The organism is Halalkalicoccus jeotgali B3 (assembly GCF_000196895.1).
GTDB classification, from domain to species: domain Archaea; phylum Halobacteriota; class Halobacteria; order Halobacteriales; family Halalkalicoccaceae; genus Halalkalicoccus; species Halalkalicoccus jeotgali.
Genome location: NC_014298.1, coordinates 75,111 through 96,507 on the forward strand (window position 1 = coordinate 75,111; position 21,397 = coordinate 96,507).

At 56.3% G+C, this 21,397-nt stretch carries 18 protein-coding genes and 1 pseudogene; 14 read left to right on the forward strand and 5 right to left on the reverse strand.

The window, feature by feature from the left end; translation table 11 throughout:
• Window positions 1-90 precede the first annotated feature (90 nt).
• Complete coding sequence (locus tag HACJB3_RS15125) at window positions 91-504, forward strand: ArsR/SmtB family transcription factor (RefSeq protein ID WP_008413953.1); 414 nt, start codon at window positions 91-93, stop codon at window positions 502-504.
• A gap of 31 nt (window positions 505-535) precedes the next feature.
• Entirely contained in the window at window positions 536-784 is a 249-nt protein-coding gene (locus tag HACJB3_RS15130) for a hypothetical protein (protein WP_008413952.1), read from the forward strand.
• A 259-nt stretch (window positions 785-1,043) separates the two neighbouring features.
• On the opposite strand, the gene HACJB3_RS20015 is transcribed toward HACJB3_RS15130, so the two are convergent.
• A complete protein-coding gene (locus HACJB3_RS20015) occupies window positions 1,044-1,433 on the reverse strand; it encodes a DUF7344 domain-containing protein (RefSeq protein ID WP_162147997.1) in 390 nt (129 codons plus the stop codon).
• A gap of 418 nt (window positions 1,434-1,851) precedes the next feature.
• On the opposite strand from HACJB3_RS20015, the gene HACJB3_RS15135 reads away from it, so the two are divergent.
• Window positions 1,852-4,806, forward strand: coding sequence for a PAS domain S-box protein (locus tag HACJB3_RS15135; protein WP_008413950.1), 2,955 nt, complete (start codon window positions 1,852-1,854; stop codon window positions 4,804-4,806).
• Window positions 4,807-5,406: 600 nt separating this feature from the next.
• Here the strand turns inward: HACJB3_RS15135 and HACJB3_RS15140 are convergent.
• Complete coding sequence (locus tag HACJB3_RS15140) at window positions 5,407-5,931, reverse strand: hypothetical protein (protein ID WP_008413949.1); 525 nt, start codon at window positions 5,929-5,931, stop codon at window positions 5,407-5,409.
• Window positions 5,932-6,327: 396 nt separating this feature from the next.
• Here HACJB3_RS15140 and HACJB3_RS15145 point away from each other — a divergent pair, with 396 nt between their 5' ends.
• The 7 genes and pseudogenes from HACJB3_RS15145 (at window position 6,328) to HACJB3_RS15170 (ending at window position 12,956) form a co-directional block, all read left to right on the forward strand.
• Complete coding sequence (locus HACJB3_RS15145) at window positions 6,328-6,609, forward strand: hypothetical protein (protein WP_008413948.1); 282 nt, start codon at window positions 6,328-6,330, stop codon at window positions 6,607-6,609.
• Between the two features lie 754 nt (window positions 6,610-7,363).
• Window positions 7,364-8,032 carry a helix-turn-helix domain-containing protein gene (locus HACJB3_RS18900; protein ID WP_008413947.1) on the forward strand — a complete coding sequence of 223 codons (669 nt, stop codon included), beginning with the start codon at window positions 7,364-7,366 and terminating at the stop codon, window positions 8,030-8,032.
• A gap of 32 nt (window positions 8,033-8,064) precedes the next feature.
• Window positions 8,065-8,228, forward strand: a pseudogene (locus tag HACJB3_RS18905) (FAD-binding protein); the annotation flags it as partial.
• Between the two features lie 164 nt (window positions 8,229-8,392).
• Entirely contained in the window at window positions 8,393-9,199 is an 807-nt protein-coding gene (locus tag HACJB3_RS15155; protein ID WP_008413946.1) for a helix-turn-helix domain-containing protein, read from the forward strand.
• A gap of 350 nt (window positions 9,200-9,549) precedes the next feature.
• Window positions 9,550-10,431, forward strand: a complete 882-nt coding sequence (locus HACJB3_RS15160) for a DMT family transporter (RefSeq protein ID WP_049934680.1) — start codon at window positions 9,550-9,552, stop codon at window positions 10,429-10,431.
• Window positions 10,432-10,618: 187 nt separating this feature from the next.
• Window positions 10,619-11,917, forward strand: coding sequence for a DUF362 domain-containing protein (locus tag HACJB3_RS15165; RefSeq protein WP_008413943.1), 1,299 nt, complete (start codon window positions 10,619-10,621; stop codon window positions 11,915-11,917).
• A 457-nt stretch (window positions 11,918-12,374) separates the two neighbouring features.
• Window positions 12,375-12,956: a hypothetical protein gene (locus HACJB3_RS15170; protein ID WP_049934626.1), complete on the forward strand. Its 582-nt coding sequence runs from the start codon at window positions 12,375-12,377 to the stop codon at window positions 12,954-12,956.
• 565 nt (window positions 12,957-13,521) lie between these two features.
• On the opposite strand, the gene HACJB3_RS15180 is transcribed toward HACJB3_RS15170, so the two are convergent.
• On the reverse strand, window positions 13,522-14,268 hold the full coding sequence (locus tag HACJB3_RS15180) for a haloacid dehalogenase type II (RefSeq protein WP_008413940.1): 747 nt from the start codon (window positions 14,266-14,268) through the stop codon (window positions 13,522-13,524).
• Between the two features lie 124 nt (window positions 14,269-14,392).
• Window positions 14,393-15,151, reverse strand: a complete 759-nt coding sequence (glpR, locus tag HACJB3_RS15185) for an HTH-type transcriptional regulator GlpR (protein WP_008413939.1) — start codon at window positions 15,149-15,151, stop codon at window positions 14,393-14,395.
• Between the two features lie 523 nt (window positions 15,152-15,674).
• Here glpR and fba point away from each other — a divergent pair.
• The 4 genes from fba (at window position 15,675) to HACJB3_RS21110 (ending at window position 19,499) form a co-directional block, all read left to right on the forward strand.
• Entirely contained in the window at window positions 15,675-16,679 is a 1,005-nt protein-coding gene (fba, locus tag HACJB3_RS15190) for a class II fructose-bisphosphate aldolase (RefSeq protein ID WP_008413938.1), read from the forward strand.
• Entirely contained in the window at window positions 16,676-18,184 is a 1,509-nt protein-coding gene (locus tag HACJB3_RS15195; RefSeq protein WP_008413937.1) for an FGGY-family carbohydrate kinase, read from the forward strand. Before fba ends, HACJB3_RS15195 begins: the two co-directional genes overlap by 4 nt.
• Before the next feature lie 49 nt (window positions 18,185-18,233).
• Window positions 18,234-19,217 (forward strand): 2-hydroxyacid dehydrogenase, encoded by a 984-nt coding sequence (locus tag HACJB3_RS15200; RefSeq protein WP_013199566.1) that lies wholly within the window; start codon window positions 18,234-18,236, stop codon window positions 19,215-19,217.
• Window positions 19,218-19,364: 147 nt separating this feature from the next.
• On the forward strand, window positions 19,365-19,499 hold the full coding sequence (locus HACJB3_RS21110; RefSeq protein WP_008413935.1) for a hypothetical protein: 135 nt from the start codon (window positions 19,365-19,367) through the stop codon (window positions 19,497-19,499).
• 375 nt (window positions 19,500-19,874) lie between these two features.
• Here HACJB3_RS21110 and HACJB3_RS20735 read toward each other — a convergent pair whose 3' ends face one another.
• Window positions 19,875-20,840 carry a WD40/YVTN/BNR-like repeat-containing protein gene (locus HACJB3_RS20735; RefSeq protein WP_238532905.1) on the reverse strand — a complete coding sequence of 322 codons (966 nt, stop codon included), beginning with the start codon at window positions 20,838-20,840 and terminating at the stop codon, window positions 19,875-19,877.
• Between the last annotated feature and the right edge of the window lie 557 nt (window positions 20,841-21,397).

The following is a 21,397-nucleotide window of genomic DNA, read 5'->3' on the forward strand; positions in this document are numbered from 1 at the left end:
GTGTTCACAAGAAGCATTTAAAGACAGCTATTTTCGAACTTTCTTGGCTTGAGAACACCTAAGAGTTTCCCGCTCGTATTGCAGACCACGATGGCGACGAATCACACACAAACGCTCAGTGGTGGTTTCCCGGAAGACCCGGAGGATCTGTTGTCCGATGATAGCATCCTTAGCCTGGATGAGTACCTTGCGATGCATGCCGCAGTCGGCCATCGAACCCGCTATGAAATCCTCTATCGACTCGTCCACGGCGGAGCCATGAGTCCCAAAGAGTTAGAAGCAGCAATCAATATCGACGACAGTACTCTCCACTATCACCTCAACAAACTCGTCGATGTTGGACTTGTCGAGAAGCGACAGCGGACCGAGCGAGGACAAGAGGGGTTGTATACGTATTATCGGGCAACGGTATTCGGGAACGTAACGCTCACTGAAGGCGTTGACGAACTCATCAAAGGTGAACAAGAATTCGAAGCGATATATGACAGCTCTACTGAGAGCTAACTGCCGTATTAGAGCTACCATTCTCCGCGTCATGCATCTCCTCGCAAAACACAGGAAGGACGCCATCAAGCAGACAAAACGCCGCGGAAAGAAACTCGTCGTTGTCAAGGAGGAGGGAGCCGACCGATACCACATCATTGTGATCGGGATATTAATCACCCCCGCAGAGAGCGTGATTCCCTACCAACGGGCGAACACAAGCGAGAATAGTCCACAAGAGAACCACGTGAGCAAGGCCGTACTATTAACAACTCCGAACAAACCGAGTATAGGACAGTAGTAGTGGAGGTAATAGAAACGGTCGTAGCTGTTCTGGCCTCGTGAGCATATCACACCACGGTGTGATGAGGTCGGTTGTCTTGACCGAGATTTTCACGGCGGTACCTTGTTCAACATCTTCTATTACTCACTCGGTCCGTTGCACAAGGCTCCGTTTCCCGGAACGCGCCAATCGATCCGTTTCCCACCAGCGAGACCTGTAACCACTGGCAGTCGTCCAGAGTCCACTCAGTAGTATTGTAGACCCTGCTACAGGATTCCTACACGAAATCCAACGCTAATTCTTGATAGGCCGCATGTTCGGCGTACTCTTCGATGAATGGCTGTTGATGATACCGAACACTTCCACTTCGGGAATCGTATTCGACGACATCAAGCTGCTCAAGCTGTGGGATCGCTTTCTCAACAAGGAGCGATTTGAGGTTATCATCGTTGATCAATGACGGTTGCTTACTCTCGTGGGCTGCAAGCGTTTGAATTCCAGTGACTAAATCCTCGATCGAGACACTGGAGTCAGATGTCGCTAAAAAGTAATAAATAGTATAGCGGCACGACTGGAATGAAAGTGTCTTGAAGACAGCTGTATGAGCGGTTGTCCCGCCAAAAACATCCCGTTCAGCGGGGACAACTGACTCGATGTTACTACTCATCGTTACCACTCCGTGTCCGCCGATGTTCGGCTGGTGAATACTGGTTCATTGTGTCAGAGGCACCCTTGTACGCTATCGATATGCTGTGGCTACTGTGACCAAGAGCACAGAGACAACCGACCTCCTTTCTCCCCTCGCATATCATGGCGTACGATTGCGACAAAACCATGCAGGAGCAAGTGAGTCGACCCTATATGGATAGGTGAACGACCACTTCTAGATTCGCTCTATCTTTAAACGGCGAGAGAATCCATCCCAACCCGGTACGGGAAACCCCGGCGTGAACGCCGGGGAGGATGTCATAGGTGGTCTTATAGCTATGTATGGTGCGTGCTGGAGATTCGATCACTGGTGTCCGCTCGTCACTGGAGGTTCCACCGGCGGAATGTTAATGCGTATGTATCGGGAGTGTACTCCAATGACTGGGGAAGCACTAACCGATGCTCTTCGAGAAACGCTTGTGCTCTTCGAAGAACCCGGGGTGCCGCAAACGACACCCGAGGTGGCAGCCCACCTCGACCTGGGTCGCCGAAGCACCTACAACCGGCTGGATCGGCTCGTCAAGCACGGCTGGCTCGAAACGAAAAAAGTGGGGGCGAGCGCTCGCGTATGGTGGCAGCCACCGACGACCGCCGACACGACTGCTCCGGACGAATCAACAGCCATCGCATCGCTTGTTGACGATGCCCTTGTGGATGTCGGCATCGTCGTCTTCGACGAGAACTTCGACGTCGCCTGGCTCAATACCGCGATAGAACGGTACTTTGGGCTCACTCACGAACGAGTCGTGGGCACGGACAAACGGACGCTTGTTGAGGAGCATATCGCACCACTCGTTGACGATCTGGATGCGTTCATGGAGACTGTTCTGGCGACCGACGACGATAACGCGTTCACCGAACGCTTCGAGTGTCACGTGACGCCGGACAGCGGTCACGAGGAGCGCTGGCTCAACTACTGCAGCAAGCCGATCGAATCCGGCGCGTACGCCGGTGGTCAGGTCGACCTCTACTACGATATCACTAGCCAGAAGCACGAACAGCAGCTTCGCCGTGAGCGGGAACTCGTCCAGCAGATCTTCGACACGGCTCCTATCGGTATCGGTGTACTCTCGCCTACTGGTGACATCGTCCGCGCGAACGAGCGGACCGATAGCCTCCTGGGTGTCACCGACGACGATCCTGACGAATACGCGGCGGCAGAGCGCACAGTCTATGACGCTGACGGAAACCCAGTTCCGCCGGATGAGCAACCATACAAACAGGTGCTAGATACCGGTGCTCCCGTGTTTGACTGGCAGTGTCAGATCGAACAGTCGAACGGCGAGCGACGCTGGCTGTCGGTGAATGCCGCACCGCTAGGGGACGCAGAGGGCGACAGCGACCGAATTGTCGTCACAGGCAAGGATATTACGCAGCTCAAGGAGCAGGCCTACCGTCTCGAACGCCAGCGCGACGACCTCGAGAGCGAACTCGATGCGGTGTTCGAGCGGATTTCTGACGGCTTCTACGGGCTTGACAGCGACCTTCGGTTCAACTATATCAACGACCATGCAGCAGAACTGCTGGACCTATCCAAACCAGATGCGATCGGCAGCTACGTGGGAACTACACTCGATGTGACGGATTCATTCAAACAATCGCTCGTCGAGGCCGCCGAGAAGGGGCGATCGGTCGTCCACGAAGACTACTATGAACCGTTCGACGCCTGGTTTGAAACTGCCATCTATCCATCGGAGTCAGGAGTGTCGGTCTATTTCCGGAACGTGACTGAGCGCAAACAGCACGAGTGCGAGCTACAACAGTACGAGACCATCATAGAAACGATCGACGATGGCGTCTACGTTCTCGACGCCGAGGGTCGGTTCGTGCTGGTCAACGACGCCTACTGCGAGCTGACGAGCTACGACCGCAAGGCCCTGCTGGGGTCGTCGGCCGCGATGGTCGTCGACGAGCAGACACAGGCGGCTGCCGGCCGGCTCGAAGACGAACTCGTGGCCGGGGTGTGCGAGTGTGCGAGTCTGGAAGCGGACGTACAGACAGCCGACGGGGAGACGATACCGGCCGAGGCGACGTTCGCGATGCTCCCCGGCGACGGACGCCGACGCGTGGGCGTTGTCCGAGATATCACCGAGCGCAAGGAACGCGAGCGGGAACTCGAACACCAGCACGAGCAGTTGACCGCCCTCAACACCCTCAACGACGTCGTCCGGGACATTACCGATGGGGTCATCGACCAGTCCACTCGCGAGGAGATCGAGGCAACCGTCTGTGCCCGCCTCGCTGACGTGGCCTCCTATAAGTTTGCTTGGATAGCCGAGATAGACCCTCACACGCAGTCAATTACCTCACGCGTCGAGGCCGGCGTCGACGGCTACCTTGAGGAGATCCCGCTCTCGGTGGATTCGGACGATCCGACAGGACGTGGACCTGCTGGCAGGGCTATTCGAACACAGGAAATCCAAGTCGTCCAGAACGCACTGACAGATTCTAGCTTCGAGCCCTGGCGTGAATACGCGAAGGCGTACGGCTACCGTTCGTTAGTCGTGATTCCCATTGTCTACGGCGACACCCTCTACGGGGTACTCGGGGTCTACGCAGACCGTCCAAAGACGTTCTGTGGCGAGGAGCGGAACGTGATTGCCCCACTTGGGGAGATCATCGGCCATGCTATCGCAGCCGTCGAGCGTAAGCAGGCACTGATGAGCGACGAGGTTACCCAGCTCGAATTTACAGCCCCCAATTTTCTCGATACTATCGGCCTCGATTCGGACGTCGGTGGGACGATTACGTTCGACCGGGCGGTACCAACCGGCGGCGGGGCCTTCCTCGAGTATGGGAGCGTTACCGAGGATGCTATCGATACCCTCGATGCTCTTGTCGATCAGCTGTCCCACTTCGAAGCGGTGACGATCGTCGATTGGGAGGACGGCATGGCCCAGTTCGAGCTGGAGCTGTCAGAACCCCCCGTCGTGGCGGCCGTGGCGGCTCACGGTGGGTATCTGCAGCAAGCGAGGATCGAGGACGGCGACTTTCACCTGAGAATCCACCTTCCCGCCACTATTGCCGCCCGTCGAGTCATTGACGAAACAAAGGACGCGTACCCAACAATCAACCTTATGAGACGGCAGCAGGTTACCCGGAACGACGATACGCTTACGCGGCTTCAGCGAGCGATAATTGAAGACCTGACCGACCGCCAACGGGCCACGCTTGAAGTGGCCGTGTATTCAGGCTTCTTCGAGTGGCCGCGTAAAGCGACTGGAGAGGAACTCGCCGACTCCTTCGGGATCGCGGCCCCGACGTTTTCTCAGCACCTCCGAAAGGCCCAGAAGGAAGTGTTCGAGTCGTTGTTCTCATCGCTACCAGCGTGATAACCGGGTGATGGCGTTGCGCATCCGACGATACCGACGGATCCCTCATTTTCCTCAACAGAGCTATTGACGTGCAAATCGGGTGCTACGCGTGCGATATCGTGCGTGAGATCAACCACGACCGATGCAGATGTTCCTCGTAGGGCGAGTTCGAGCCCGCTACTTCCAACTGTGGTAATTGGTAGTGGGAGAGTGAAGGCGGCAATATAATGGGGGTATCTAAGACACTATACCCGATAGAGTATAAGGGGGTAGTAGCCTTGTCAGAGGCTACGGAGCTCATCCACGAGTGGGACCCAGGGTGATGTCAGAGGCGTCCTGCGTCCCTCCCCCTTGTGGGCGCTTTCACTGTGCTGAACACGTTCATCAGCGCCTAGTTCATCTCGTTCGCGCAGAGGCATATGACTTGGTCCTAAGCAACTAGGCACCTAGTCTGCTATACACAGAAGTGCATAAGGGGATAGTAGCTTCGTCAGAGGCGCCCTGTGTCCCCTTCCCTTGTGGGCACCCGCACGTCGACCATGAGCGCGCAATAGCTGGTGCCCAAGTGCAAGTCGACGCTCTATCATTGAACGTCTTGAGTCGGCAAACGCTTGCGAGTTACCACGGGGTGAGACACACACACATGGCCCCGTGAGTAACCATGACTGCTATCGCGTCTCTGGCGCTCTGGCAGGATACGATAATACAGCTACCGCTAAGACCGCACCGACTCATGCTGGATAGCGGTCGATCTCTGTTCGATACACTGAAGTTGTGACGTGGGGTGTCAGTACTCCCTTCGAAGGCGTCGTTTTGAAGAGACAGCTGGAGGTTTTCCTCCGCCGAGAGATAGCGACCGCGACACTCAACGATTCGCCGAACCGTCGAGTAGGGCACGCCAGTTCGGCCCTCGAGCGTCCAGTACGAGTGATCCACGTCGCGTAGGTCGATCACCTCAAGGGCTGTCGAGAACTCCTCGCCAGGGACCCAGTACTGACCATCATCGTCGAACTGCATCCCGAACGGCGGATGTCTCCCATCATAGCCCGCTTCGAGGCGATCGCGAACCGTCGCTTTCGCGCGCTTGATCTCCGCGCATTTGGCCGCATCGTTAGTGGCTGTCTGAATTCCTTCGACTGCCATGGGGTAGAGGGCGGCAAATCGCGCTGGTCACGCTCGACGGTATGGAGCTTGATGCCCGTCTTGTGAAGGTCGATGATGAACAAGCATTCGCTCGTCGAAATCCTGCCCAAGCCGGCCCATATCTCGAAGCGTAACCGCCGCACCTCTCGATTGCGAACGATCTCGCGGAGCGCTTGGTAGGCATTCATCGACGGAGTAGCCGCTGGCGTGTCGGCCGTCGTTATAGATCGTGGTCAGGTCGAGATCGTGCGTGCGCCAGTAGTCTCGCATCGAGGCTTTCTACTTCCCGATCGAGTGGGCCGCGAACCTAGCCATATACTGGCATTTGCGCGTCGTCCTCACACTGTATCGAACTCGATCCCAATCTATACGGATGCATTTACCGTCGACGTCGGTATGAGTCCAACTGTACTCGAACTGCAGAACGCGATTCGCACAGCCGTCGGCCGCTTTGAACGCGAGGTGAGTGCGTCGTTCACCAAAGAAGAACTCGTTGCCATCGCGAACGAAGTGGGCTATACTATCGACGAGGGATCACGACCATCGACGACGGCAATGCGAGCGGGAATCCGGTCGAAGACTGGACTAAGCGAGTCACAAGAGGCCGCCAGCGGTGGCTCGTTTATCAAAGATGAATTGCACGCGATAGCCGACGAACTCGGCGTGCAGGTGGAGTGAGGCAATGGATGCGTGCAACTGAGTCGAAGAATCGGGTATAACCACAGTCTAACCGTGCTGAGTATGGATATTAGTTCATCTTAGTTATAACTCCGGTTAGCCTCTTCCCGTTGTAGTGGTACTGGAGGCGCCAACATGAAAAAAAACGAGACCAGTCGGGCCATGATGTGTCAGAGGCACTCCCGGGCAGGGGTCGGCCAGCCTGAATCGCAGTGTCATAATACGCTTCGAGTTCGTCTTTGATTGTCACTCCATTCGGTTCGCTCAAGCCGGCGATTATATAGAGGCTGTCCCGCTGGAAACTCGTTAACTTTATGCGATCTGCTTCGACCATCTACCCGCAATGTCTCTCCTATACGTCGCTAACTACATGTCTGCTAATTATAACACTCCTCCTCTTCCCAGTCTCGTCATCATGTCTCGGATGTCACTCCTCCAGTATTGCAGTATAGACCCCAGACGTCTTGTCGGTGAACTCGTGCGGTGACGTTACTGTACCGGCTACGTTGTAGAGTATATCTGGGTATCTACTGATCAGTGGCGTCTTTCCTTCATAGCACTGCAGGCGCGACACCTCGATTGCAGTCGAGGTCGCGGTCGGGGTATTCTATCGACTTATTAGATGATGGTAGTTTTGAGTACTGTCCAATCGTAAGTGCAAGCTACGAAGTCCATGTGTATCGATTGAAAAACCACATGCTTCACATAACGCAAAAACACTTTTCGATCTCCCCAGCATTCGCAAGTACATCGCATGACCGTTCTTCTCACAGTCACCGTTCAAGCAGCTGAAACAGCACTCAAAGAGACATTCGAGGAATTAGGTAATGTTCGGTTCGAAATGGAGAATACGGTGACAATGCAAGCCGATCAGGAGTGGCCACACGTTTGGATTCGAGGTTACCCACGAGGGAAAATTGAAATTGCATTACGTGCCGATTCAACGATATCCAGTTTCGAATACATTGCCTCGCGAGAAGATGACTTCTTATATAGTATCAATGTCACAGAGGATCGACTGACGCTGGTAGATCTCGTTCAGGAAGAAAATGGCGTAATATTGACTGCAGTAGGATTCAACGGACGATGGGAACTTCGAATACGTTTTGCTGACAACACTCATCTGACTCGGTTTCATAACCGACTCAAAGAGAGCGGAATTACACTCGATGTAAAGCGCATTCAGGAATTTAACGGGGACGAAAAGGGTACCGAACTCCTTACTGGTCCCCAGCGAGAGGCGCTCGAAGCAGCCGTCGAACATGGCTATTTTGCGATCCCACGGCAGATCTCACTCGAAGAACTTGCCGATGAAGTAGGAATCTCCCATCAAGCATTATCTGAACGGCTCCGCCGTGCTTCCGAACGGCTGGCCCAGTCTGAAATCGGCCAGCCAATAGAAGAGGTTGATCACGATCAGTGAATCAGCTACAGGGCTACTGCTTCCTCTGTAGTGCTGACGTCGATCACGAAACCAGGCTTTTGGTCTCGCAACGCCGGGTGGGGCTATCTCGGAGACGGGGGTCGCAGGCCTAACCCTCAGTGGTGGTATTGGTCACTTACGCTGCAAGTACGGCTTGACCTGCGACAACCTCGTATCCGGTGATCTGGTCACAGCAACTGCACTCCTCTGATCGTGCGAAGTTCCGTTCTCGTGCTTGCTACCCATAAAACCAAAGTCGAAAACAGCCACAATACAAGCAGATCGAGTCTCGTCTAGAACCGAACCCGCTGGCCAGGAAGAAACCATACATTAAGCCCGCGCGGCATCAATCGTCCTTCTATGCGCGAGTACGTCTTCCTCCTCGAATACGATCGTGGTGTCCACCCCGTGCGGGACTTCTTCATCGAGCACCCGGAGATCGTGGCGACGACCCTCAGCATGTCGATCGCTTCCGACGGCGGCTGGCGAGTTGAGCACGCAACCGGCCCTGAAAAGGCTCTCGATGCGCTCGAAACTGTCTATTTCGACGATCACTGCAACGACTGCACGTACCCGACCCCTGCCTGCGATACCGTACTCGACTACCAGCTCCTCGAACGAGAGCCGACAGCCCGAACGATCTATCGGCACGTGACGGATATGAGCTACTGTTCTTCGCTCGGCTATCTCGCGTACGAGACCTTCGGCGATGGCCTCGTCTTCGACGCGACCCAGCGCGGTCCGTACTACGAATGGCGCGTGCTCATCCCGACCGATCGAGACGTCGACGCGTTCCGCCGAACGCTGCAGGAAGATCTTCCGGATGGTGTCTCGCTCGCCCTTCGCCGGGTCGGTACGCCTGAATGCTGGGTAGGGACTCGACAGCCACAGTATGGCACGGACCTACCGTACGAACAGCGTCAGGCGCTCGAAGCCGCCATGCGGATGGGCTACTACGAGCACCCGCGCGATGCAACACTGGAAGACCTCGCTACCGATCTCGATCTCCCCGTAACGACGCTTCGCTATCGGTTGCGTCGAGCCGAGGCGTGGGCGGCCACGATCGCCCTCGGCGAGGTTGGAGCCCACTTCGGCGCTATCACTGCTGACAAGGGTGAGCGATCCGAGAGCGTCTCCGCGCCGGTCGTGCCAACAGACGAGGACTGACTGTATTGAGTCCGTCAGTTCGTTCGCTGACCTCGCGCTGATAATAGTGACCACTGGTCAGTACCAGATCGATGGCTCCGCGCGGATGAACTCGATCTCGACCCTCGTTTGCAACAATACGAACGCAGTGTTATGGAATCTCGTGTCCATAGATCATCCATGGTACCGCGATCGAACCTGTGGCGAATCTCTCTGCACCGGTCTCCACTGAAATGGGGTCGTCGAGTAGCCCCTGAGCTGTCAGAGGTGACCGAGAGTCCAACAACCACCCCTGCCTTGTCAGAGGACTATAGGTGCAATTAGCTCTGCGATCACAGCACCAGAATACCGGCCTATTCGGGGTGTACTGTGTGGTTGGAGCGCTCGTGTTCGTTGGCTCGAAGATGGGTCTGCCATATGCTCCGCCACTCGTCCTCGCTGCCCTCCGCCTCGACGTCGCCGGTTTGCTGTTAATTCCGGTCGTTGCCGTCCAGTACGAGTATTGGCTTCCGCAAACCCGCCGCGATCTCATCGGAGTGGCCCTGACTGGCGTCTTCACTCTGGGGATGACGAACACGCTACTATTGACCGGCCAACAGTACGTCAGTAGTGCAGTTGGGGCGATCGCCTATAGTCTTATGCCGATGTTGATGACGGCCTTTGCTGTGTTGCTCCTCCCAGCGGCGGGCCTCGATCGATCCGACGCTGTCGGGATCGGTCTCGGGTTCATCGGGGCACTCATCGTTGCCAATCCGACTCCAGCGACCCTCCTGACGGCGCGAGTGGTGGGAGTCGGTATCATGCTCGCAAGCGTTGTGGCCTTCGCGCTGGGCAGCGTGCTGACTCAGCGACTCGATCCATCGATGCCCCGAATCACGCTGACCGCTTGGGGCGCACTGGTAGCCGGCTTGTTCAACCACGCGGTGGCTCTCCGATTCGGCGCGTCGCTGACCGCTGTCGATTGGACGATCCAGCTGGTCTATGCGTTGTTCGTATTGGGAGTCCTCGCGACGGCGATCCTCTATACGGTGCATTTCGAGCTCGTCGACCGGATCGGCCCGTCACGAGCGAGTCTAACGTTTTATGTCCAACCGATCGTCGCTGCTCTATTGGGCTGGCTACTGTTCAGACGTCGGGTTACGGCCGGTGTCTTTGTCGGGTTTCTCGTCATCGTCTCGGGATTTGCCCTCATTGAATACCGGCTACTGTTCCGACTATGGCGGAACTTCGTCGGCGTCGGCACCCGTGAGTGACGCCTGCGAGCACCCAGAGACAACGGCCCTCCCTGAGACTCCTCACTCCTACGTGCACTCGTCTCGTGTAACGTCTGTGGACCACAACCTCTGATAGTGACACTCATACATTCATACGGAGTCACTGTCCTTATCTACGGGTCGGTCGCAACAACCGTATTTGTACTGTCGCCGTGAGCAATCCCATATGGAGTTTCCTAACCGAAGTGCTATTGACCACCTCGTCGACCCACAGCCGTTGCCCGAGTTTGCACGTATCCGATACAAACCGACGAGTGAGGCACTGTCTGAGCCGGTCGGCAAAGCCCAAGCCGAACTCGACGCCCTCGGCGTGGATGAACTGAACGACGGTGCGACGGTTGCCGTAGGCGTCGGTAGTCGTGGTATCCACCGCATTGTCGACGTCGTACGCGCAATAGTAACCGAACTCGACGAGCGGGGTCTCACTGTCGTCATCGTCCCCGCAATGGGGAGTCACGGCGGCGCGACGCCCAAGGGCCAGCGCGAGGTGCTGGAATCGCTTGGTATCACCGAAGAGACGGTAGGCACGCCGATAGACGCGCGGATGGACACGAAAGAACTAGCTACGGTGATAGTTGGCGACGCCGACGTACCAGTGTACTTCGCAACAGCTGCGCTCAACGCCGACGCCGTGCTCGTAGTCAACCGCGTGAAAGCGCACACGAATTTCAGCGGCCCAATCGAGAGCGGGCTCGCGAAGATGACCGTGGTCGGCCTTGGGAAGCAGCGTGGGGCGAAATCGTTCCACTCAGCAGCCATCGCAGAAGGGTACGTTGAGACGTTGACTGCCGCGCTAGATATCGTTGCGTCGTCGGTCCCGTTGCTCGGTGGCGTTGCACTCGTAGAGGATTTCGAAGAGAAACTCGCACACGTTGAAGGCGTACCCGCGGGGTCGTTTATCGACCGTGAGCCGGAACTGCTAGAACGCGCATACGACGAAATGCCGATGCTCCCCGTCGATGACGTCGACCTACTAGTGATCGACGAGATCGGCAAGGAGATATCCGGCGCAGGAATGGACACGAACGTCATCGGGCGCTACCGAGTGCTGAACGCACCCGATCCCGACAAACCGGATGTCGCTCTCATTTACGTCCGCGGGCTTACCGAAGCGACGAAAGGGAATGGTAACGGTATCGGGCTTGCGGATCTCACCCGACGAGCCGCAGTCAACCAAATCGACCTCCAGAAGACGTACGCAAATGCGCTCACAAGCGGGTCGCTCTCGAAGGCGAAGCTTCCTGTAGTCGCGCCCGACGACGAGTTCGCGCTCCGCACGGCACTGGCTGCACTCGGCAGCTACGACCCCGAAACGGTCCGTATCCTGTGGATTCAAAACACAGAAGAACTCGGCGAACTGCGGGTCTCGACCGCCGTTATCGACGATCTGCCGGAGTCGGCGAGCGTAACGACACACGAGTCGATAGCGTTCAACGACGGCACGGCACAGTTTACGGAAACGTAGGCTGGATTACTTTTATCGAAGCGTCTTTCCTTCTCTCTGGCTTGTATGCACAGGGAACGGTAGATAGATCACAATACAGCACACGTGATAACATTGTCCAGCAGACTCAGGACAGCATCGGCGAAGACGCTCGCGGTATCCGGTATCTTTCCTGTGACTCACCTGTGGCTTTCTGAGTACCCACAACTACTCCCCGAACTCCACACATGGACTCCCGGTGAGTTCGATCCCCGGACTACCGGGAAAGCGCCCTACCAGCAGTATCGAGAGACGGACGATGGCAGCCATTAGTGAGGAAGGGGTTCTCTGATTAGAACAGGCAAACACCGCTTCGTCTCAGAGCGGAGTATACCACTTACAGAGTACTGTATAGCGCCGACACAAACTCTCCCTAATTGAAGAGCCCTAGGCGATAGCCAATGGATTCATGATGATATCGACCAGTCTGAAACACAGCATGACCGCGGCAACGGACTACGACATCACCGGGATCGAACTCACCGAGAACCAGTATACCGTTGAACGGAGCCTGTTCCGGAATAAATACACTGTCCGTGACGCCACCGGCACCACCGTTCTCAAGAGCAAACAGAAGATGCTCAGGGTGAAAGAGGAATTCCCGTTTGTCGATGCGAATGGAATCACGGTCTTTACCGTGAAAGCCAGCGGCATCATCGACGTTGCGGGCAAGTACCTGCTCACGGATGCCCAAACAGAGAAAGACCTCGTGATTCTCGATAACGACTATTCTCTCCTCCGAGATACCTGGACGATTCGTGATAGCGAGACAGGCACCACACTCGCCAAAATCACCTCCCGTGGCGCACTCGCAACACTGGCCCGGAGCAAGCTGCCACTCGGCGGGTTGATTCAATACAGATACGAGATTTCTGATGCCGAGTGTGTGCATGTCGGGACGATTCGGGGCAAACTATCGCTTCGGGACCGCTACGAGATCACTATCGACGATGCGAGTACGGTCCCGAAAGAACCGATTGTTGCTGCTGCACTCGTCATCGACGCGATTCAGGGTAATTAAATCAGTACTGGTGCTACTGTTACCCTTGGTACCTCTCTGGGACTCAGATCGGGAGCGGTGCCGTCACCGTCGAGCAAGACGGTATCGGTGAGATCACACCCGTAGATGTCCTTTAACGGACCGTCAGCGACGATGGACTCTTGATGGAAGATGTTGGGTGATTTCAGCTGGTCGAACGGCATCGTCTCGATCAGGGGAATGATCCACGAATGCTCATCTATCGATGTACCATCTACCTCCGACATGACTGCCACTTCGATTCGAAATACTATTTCATACCAGGATTCTCCGCGAAACGGTGGTAGATCGGAATGCTCATGTGACTGCACGAGTATATAGTAGATAGACAGCTCTCTACGGTATTTTAAATCGCTACTAACTTCGTTCGTAGAAGGTCATCGTTCTAATGGGCTGCTGAGTCGCTCGTAGTATACCACGAATATAGTGAGGCGATCGGCACCAGTAGATAGATCCACGCCACATACTACTGCAGCGACTATAACTGGACGTCCAAAACCCAGTAGTCCGTCCTGGTATTTCGTCTAAGAGGATCATTGTAAAACAGCTACTCTAACTGGTCCGCAAGATCATTGAAATCTTCGACGACGATATCGGGATCCTGTCCAATGGATTCATGGGGAGCCTTCTGTTCAGGTCGTGCAAGCCACCCAGCCATCATGCCTGCATGCTTTGCGCCCCAGACGTCACGCATACCGCCCCCGGAGACGTGCAGGATGTTCTCGATCGGTGTTCCAACACGCGTAGCGGCGTGCTGATAGATCGCCGGATCGGGCTTGTAGACCCCGATCTCATCGGCACTGATCGTATCGGAAACGAGATCCTCGAGTTCAGCAGCTTCGATCAGATGCTTAAGCATTGCCGGATTCCCGTTCGAAAGCACGTATACTTCGTAACCTGCGTTAACGACCCGCCCAATACCATCAGCCACATCATCAAAAACGGTAATCCGATCCTCGTAGACCTCTTTGCGAATGCGGTCGCGCACGTCACTAGGCACGTCATAGCCGGTCGCTTCGAGAGCATACCGTAGCCCCTGGCCGATCAGCTCCCAGAACGGACGATATGCATCGATATCGTTAGCGATCATCGAATACTGTATGTATTGGTTCCGCCAGAGTTGCGAGACACGCTCTCCGTCCTCGATCTCCGGGACATGTCCCTCTAGGACGGCAGCTTGTGAACTGACATCAACGAGGGTTGTGTACGAATCGACCGTAACCGTCTCAGGTCTTTCCATGCTATGATAGAGGCGGAAGACGCCTTCTAATATAAGTGTGCCTTTATCACTCACGATTCAAATACTGTATCCGACAAACGTCACATCGTCTCTGCAACGGACATGTGGGCGGTGTTTAGCTCTTCCTTGTTTTGTCCGCGCACGAGACGTACGCCGCCGAACCGACCGAACTGGTGGGCTATGAGTACGTATCTTCAATGATGTGCACTCCAGTGGACATGGCACCTTCGCGAACCGCTTTGGGAACTGTACTGTCAGTTATCAGTACGTCGATAGACGAATAAGAACCGAACTGGAACGCGTGTCGTTTGTCGAACTTCGAGTGGTCTACCGTGAGAACGACGCGTCGAGCGTTGTCTATCATCGTACGCTTGACCTGCGCTTGCTGGATATCTTGGGCGGTCATCCCCTCCTCGTCGATTCCGTCGGTCCCCAAGAAGAGCAGGTCGGCGTTCATCTGTTTGACGTGCTCGTCGGCCCACGGGCCGACACACGAGTGACCCTCTTTTTGGTACGTTCCGCCGGTCAAGTACACCTCATGATCGCGCTCGGCCAACTCATACGCGACGGATGGCATGCGCGTCATCGGCGTTATCGGGAGCGACTTCGGGACTCTCTTAGCTAACTCAAGGAGTGTCGAACCACTGTCGAAGGCGACCACCTGATCTTCCCGTATCTCTTCGACTGCCCGTTCAGCTATTGATCGTTTCTGGTCGACGTGGTACACTTTGCGTTTCTCGTACGGTTTCGCGTGGCTGATGACCGGTGTCGCTCCACCGTGTGTCCGCTCGATAAGTTTCCGTTCTTCGAGGTCGCTGAGGTCTCGCCGAATTGTCGCACTGGAGACCCCGATCTTCTCGGCTAACTCGTCTACGGAGCACCCACCTCGGTCCTCGACCAGATCGGCGATCCGCTGTTTTCGTTGTTTCGGAAGCATAGGATAACTCTATTTTTAGGCTAAGATATATCTTGTCACACATCACCGATGTCGGGTCTCTCCGCAGGGTGCGATAAATTTGTGCGATTAAAAGAGAAATGATTATGAGAGCTACAAAAGTCTGCAGTGGCCCATTCGTTACAATGTTACGGCTGTAATCCTCTCTACTACTTGAACTTCCGTGGTACGGGTGTGTCAGAATGTCTCAAATTATTAGACTGCCTCTCTGTAATCGACTATGACATTCTCAAATTTCTGCTGATCTATATGGGGAAAATAGTTAAATCGTGCGTAAATAATCCGTGATGGTTCGGATAGATACGATTTACATCGACTCAGGGCGATTGAGTACCACCCCAGAGCGAGTGACGATCCGGTAGTGTGGGAACTTCACACCTGGCTACCTCATTATCGCCCGCCCGAGTGACGTAAGCAGGTAGAACACCTTATCGAAGAACACCGGCAGCGACGACGGATCCGTGTGAGTAGTAACTCTCATTTAGTCGGTTCCTCTGTATCCGGTATGTCACACGACTCGACTGTCACGCTTCGCGAGTGTTACGAAGACGCGAAAACGGGCCGTTACGGCTTCTTTGCCAGCAACGTCACCCATTTCGATATTCTCGTCGGTCTCCTACGCGGAAGTGCGAGTGTCGACGCCGACCTCGTCGTCCAACTGGGGATGGAAGAGGCAGCGTTCTTCGGCGATGATGATCCAGCGGTCGGTGTCGATGTCTTTGGTGGGTGTCTCGATGCGCTCGCAACGCGTCACGGTATCGAGGCTTACTGTAACCTCGACCACATTCACCTCCCCAACGACTTCGATTTCCTCGAGGACGCCGTCGCAACCAGCGTTCCCGACTCGGTCATGGTCGACGCCTCGGCAGAAGCATTCGAACGAAACGTCAAGTTGACCGCGAAAGCGGTCGACAGCGTGGATGACGACGTCCTCGTCGAGGCAGAACTCGGACGCATCGCCGGTATCGAGGGGAATACCGAGACGCCCAGCGACGAGGCGTTCTATACAGACCCCGACGATGCGGTCGAGTTCGTTGAGCGTACCGGCTGTGACCTCCTCGCCGTCTCCATCGGGACGCAACACGGCGTCGCCTCCGGGCGTGACCTCGATGTCCGTCCCGACCTCGCTGCTGATATACACGACGCCCTCGTTGAGGCTGGTCACGACACTTTCCTCGTCGTCCACGGGGCGTCGGGCCTCTCTAACGAACGTATCGAGGAACTCATCGACGCCGGTGTCTGTAAGTTCAACAAGAACACCCGATACCAGTACGAATTCGCGCGAACGGCCGCAGACTTCTATCACGATCATGCAGACGCGATTCGACCGCCAGCCGATGTCGCTGACGACAGGGCGGGGTTCTTCAGGGAGAGCAATTGGCAACCGGACAAGACGCACTTTCATCCACACGCCGTTTCGGAGGCCGCCCAAGAACGAATCGCCGCCGTGATGAGTGACCTTTGTATGCTGACTGGGTGTGCAGGTGAGAGCGTTCACACCGACCGATGAGCGACGCCAACCAGATCCTCATCGGCATCGACGCCGGCCTGACCAACGTTACGGTGACGGCGTTCGATGATGCGGGAACTGAACTCGCGAGCGCCTCACGAGCCACACCGACAGTCAAGACCGTCTCTGGCCGAGACGAACAGGACCACGAGCGACTATGGGACATCGTCTGCGAGGCGACCGCTGCAGTTGTCGAGCGCCAGAGGGTCCTGTGCGACGATATCGCGAGTGTCGGCGTCGCCGGCCACGGTCACGGACTGTACGGTCTCGATGCTGATGGGACACCCGTCTGTGGTATCAAATCGACCGACAGCCGCGCCATCGACATTCTCGGGGATACTCACCCCGACGTGTACGATTCGGTTGTTGAGCGGCTCGACTGGGAACCGTTCGGTGCGGATCCACTGAGCCTCCTCGTGTGGCTCCGCGACAACGACCCGATGACGTACAACCGTCTCGATACGGTGTTGTTCTCGAAGGACGTATTGACCTACCGACTTACCGGCGAACGCTCGACGGACCCCTCTGAGGCAAGCGTATTCTACGGGCCAGACGCCGAGTACGACGAACAAGTGTTCGAAGCGCTCGGACTCTCCGAGATGTTCGAAGCGCTCCCACCGGTCGTTCCGAGCACCGATCGGTGTGGACGCGTTACGGCGACTGCTGCGGACCGAACCGGCCTCCCTGAAGGCGTACCTGTTGCAACGGGACTCCACGATGTTGCCGCATGTACGCTTGGCGCAGGTATCGTCACGGCCGGAGATGGGTTGATCATCCTCGGTACGTGGGGACAAAGCGTCGCAGTGCTCGACGACCCCGACGACGGCGACTCGGGACTCCCTCGACGGTATCTGGATGGCTGGCTTCGATACAAGGGTATTCGCTCCGGTGCGGCTTGTGTCGAGTGGTTTGTCGAGAATTGGGGTGCGGAGTGGCGTCGCACAGCAGACGAACGGGGCGTCTCGCCGTACGTAGTCTACGAAGAAGCAGTTGACAGTATCCCTCCCAGTTCGGACGGTCTCCTCTTTCACCCATTCCTCAAAGGGTCGACCGACAATCCGAACAGTGCCGGTGGGTTCTACGGACTCCGTTTAGAACACACGAGCGCGCATCTACTCCGCTCGATATACGAGGGCGTAACGGTCACGCAGGTACATGCGCTCGACTCGATAACGACAGCGACCGATGCGATTCGTTTGACTGGTGGTGGCGCACGGAGCGAAGCGTGGTCACAGATATTCGCAGACGTGGCTAGGCTTCCGGTTCGTGTTCCGAGCGAGCGAGAGACGGGGGCGCTCGGGGCGGCACTCTGTGGTAGCGTCGCTGCCGGGGTCTACCCGACTGCCGAAGCGGCCGTCGATCGTACGGTTGGAACTGCGGGTCGGTACGACCCGAATCCTGAAACCGAAACACAATACCGAATGCTTACCGATGCGTTCGAGCAAGCAACGGATGCGATGGAACGACCGTGGGAAACGCTCAAGTCCCTAGGCCAAAAACGGTAGCCCGATGAAGGTACTCCTCTGTGGAGATCCACAGCAGCCGAGCGAATATATGTACGAAGCACTCGAGGCGCTCGAATCGCGTGGTGTCTCGTTTGAGCGGATGGACTGGATGGATGACTCCTCGCCCACCGAATTTCGCAATGTTACAATGGACATGGAGTCACTCGGGCCTGGCAGCTATGATACCGATACGATCGCCGCGAACCTGGATGGCGTCGATGCACTCGTCGTTCACAAAGCACCGGTTTCGCGCGAGCTCATCACGGGTGCGGACCTCTCGCTCGTCGCTGCCGCCCGCGGTGGAACGGAGAACATCGATGTCGAAGCCGCCGTCGACAACGGCGTCACCGTACTTCGCGCCCCCGGCCGGAACCGCGACGCTGTTGCGGACTACGCCGTGTCGATGCTGCTCTCGCGGCTTCGCGAGATTCCGTTCAATCACGCGGAACTCTCCGATGGCGAGTGGAACCAAGTGTTCGACCCCGACCAACTCCCACCGGACGTCAGGACGATGACGGTCGGTATCGTTGGCTTCGGACACATCGGGCGGGGTGTGGCACGTCGACTCGCCGGATTCGACCCGGAACTTCTCGTCTACGACCCGTTCGTCGACGACGAAGACATCCGCGATGTCGGTCCCGAACCGGCGGACCTCGACACGCTTCTCGCCGATTCCGACGCTGTTACTCTCCACGTCCGCCTCTCGGAGGACACCAAGAACATGATCGGTCATGAGGAGTTCGAACGGATGAACGACAACGGATATCTCGTAAACACCGCTCGTGGTGGACTCATCGATACCGACGCCCTCGTCGCTGCCGTTTCCGAGGGAGCTATCGCCGGCGCGGCGCTCGACGTGTTCGACGAAGAGCCAATTCCTGCCGGCCATCCGTTGTTCGACCTCGACGGAGTTGTGTTGACGCCTCACGTCGCTGGATCGACTCGTGATGCGGTTCTTGGTGGTCCCCGCATCATCGCTTCGCAGCTCGAAACGTACCTCGACGGCGAGACACCCGCTCACGTCGTCGATTGAGCGCTCACGGCTTGCATCCTTCGAAGGCGGGAACGCCCAGAAATATCGGTCTGCCGGTACGTACACATTAAGAGACTCCCCTGAGTCTCCCTCAACGACAGGGAGACGGAAGAAGAGTATTGGCGACGAACCTATGGGTGAGTGCGGATGGGACTGGAGCAGTCTGTCAGCCGACGGACTCCGGTTCGTCGCGTCGATAGAGAGGAGACGGACCTCGATCTCCCGATCAGAGACGTCGAGGTTCGCCCGCTCTCGGCGTTCCGCTTCGACCCGGCGGGTTAGAACCACAACTATCTGAATTGGTCCTACGGCCCCGAGGGCGACGAGAGCGAAACGCTACTCGACTTGTGGGATCAAATCGTGTGAGCGGGGATCGAACACGGAGAATCTCGAATGGCCCATTATCGTCATCTATCATCGTACTATTTTCGATCTTTGAGTCGATGACATGGTAGTGTTGTCTCCATGACCTCCCGGAAACATAGCGTTACTCGGCGATGAGTTCCTCGAAAGTTCTGTTGAAATCCTTACCGGTTGACGGGTTTCGCTACGTACGAGACGGACAGAGATATGTTGCCGGCACTAGCAATCGACAGCATCCAATTCAGCTTACACCCCTCTTTGGGTTCCACATCATGGACAGCACCCCTGTGGCAATTAGACGTATTCAATGATTGTTCCGTCCTCGCCGACTGCAACTGAGGGATACTCAGTACCGATAGCAATACCGTGAAGCGTTTCCTCGATCGGGGTTGGTTGGCGTTCCCATCTCCCTTGCTGCTGTTCGTAGATCGCCCCGTCTTCGCCACACAGAAGCCCAGTATCTGTGTTTCGGTCGATCGCACAGAGCGCTTCCTCACCGATATACCTGTTCGTCCAGTTAGTACCGTCGTATCGAAACACCGTTCCGTCATCACACGAGACGCTGATTGCATCCCGACGTGCCGGTGCGATGTCGGTAAAATCGGGCCCGGCCTCCTCAATCCCGATCCGGTCCCACGTATCGCCGTCGTCGGTGGTCTCATAGACGCCTGCGTTCGTATCACAGAGAAAGCCAGCCTCGTCGGTGAACACGACGCTCGTTATATCGGACCCATCACCCGGCGTCTGGGGTTCGTCCCACGTCACGTCGCCACCGTTGTTGACGCCTCGAAGGACGTGTCCAGAATCGTCGACTACGTAGAGGGCCTCCTCACCGGACATCCCGACGGCAGCGATGTCCGTCCAGTTGTTCGTAATCCCCCGCGGGGCTGAGTAATCGGTAAACTGCGATGTATCGATATCGTACTGCCCGAGAACACCACTATTTCCAGCAACCCAGACATGCCGGCCGTCAGCAGAAGCGGCTGCGCCACACAGCGCGTTCGAATTGGTCGTAGGCCCGTGACGAAGGATACCTTCCCACCTGTCTCGGTAGGTAAGAATCGTCCCTTCGTCACCGACGATATACGGGCCGTCGGCGGCCATAACAACATCACACAGTCCCTCATCAGTCGGCGATGTGGCCCTGGTCCACTTCCGATCTTGGTTGCCAAACGTGCTAGTCTCTACGGCTGGTTTCGTGTTCGGATTGGACTCGCTAGATGGGGTATCGGCCGTTGATCCGGCGTCTCCCCCAGTCATGGAATTCATACCAGTCGAACGAGGTTCCGGCTCGATTCGATCGGTGCTCTCGCTTCGATTCGGTTGTCCTTTGGCGATCTCCTCGGTACTGTCCCTGTTCGTGGACTGCTCGGGAGGTCTCCCGGACGGTCGCCGTCGTTCTCGCTCGGTTCCGAGCGTAGGGTTTGTATGGGTCTCGGTCGCCTCTGTGTCTGTGGGCTCGAGTTTGGGATCCTCGTAGAGGTACAGGACAATTGGTGGAAGAATATAGATAGTGATCGCAAGGATGGCGAACGACCAGTGAACAAAGACCAATAGTCCGACTGCTGTTAGTGCTGCTGTAGCTGCGGTATGAATACCGGAGCTAGTGTACTGCCGATAAAACGCCCAAAACCCCAGAGATTCTCCCATCGGTACTAGCTCTGTAGGCGACTCACTGTGATCAGGTTTGGCTTACTCTCTCTGGCCAACCGCCTCGTGATGATCGTGAGTGACCTCTGGGTGAGTCCACCTGAGCAAAGCACACAAATTCGATTGTTAGACCGCAGAAGCCGATAGATCCATCGAGGAGAACCGCT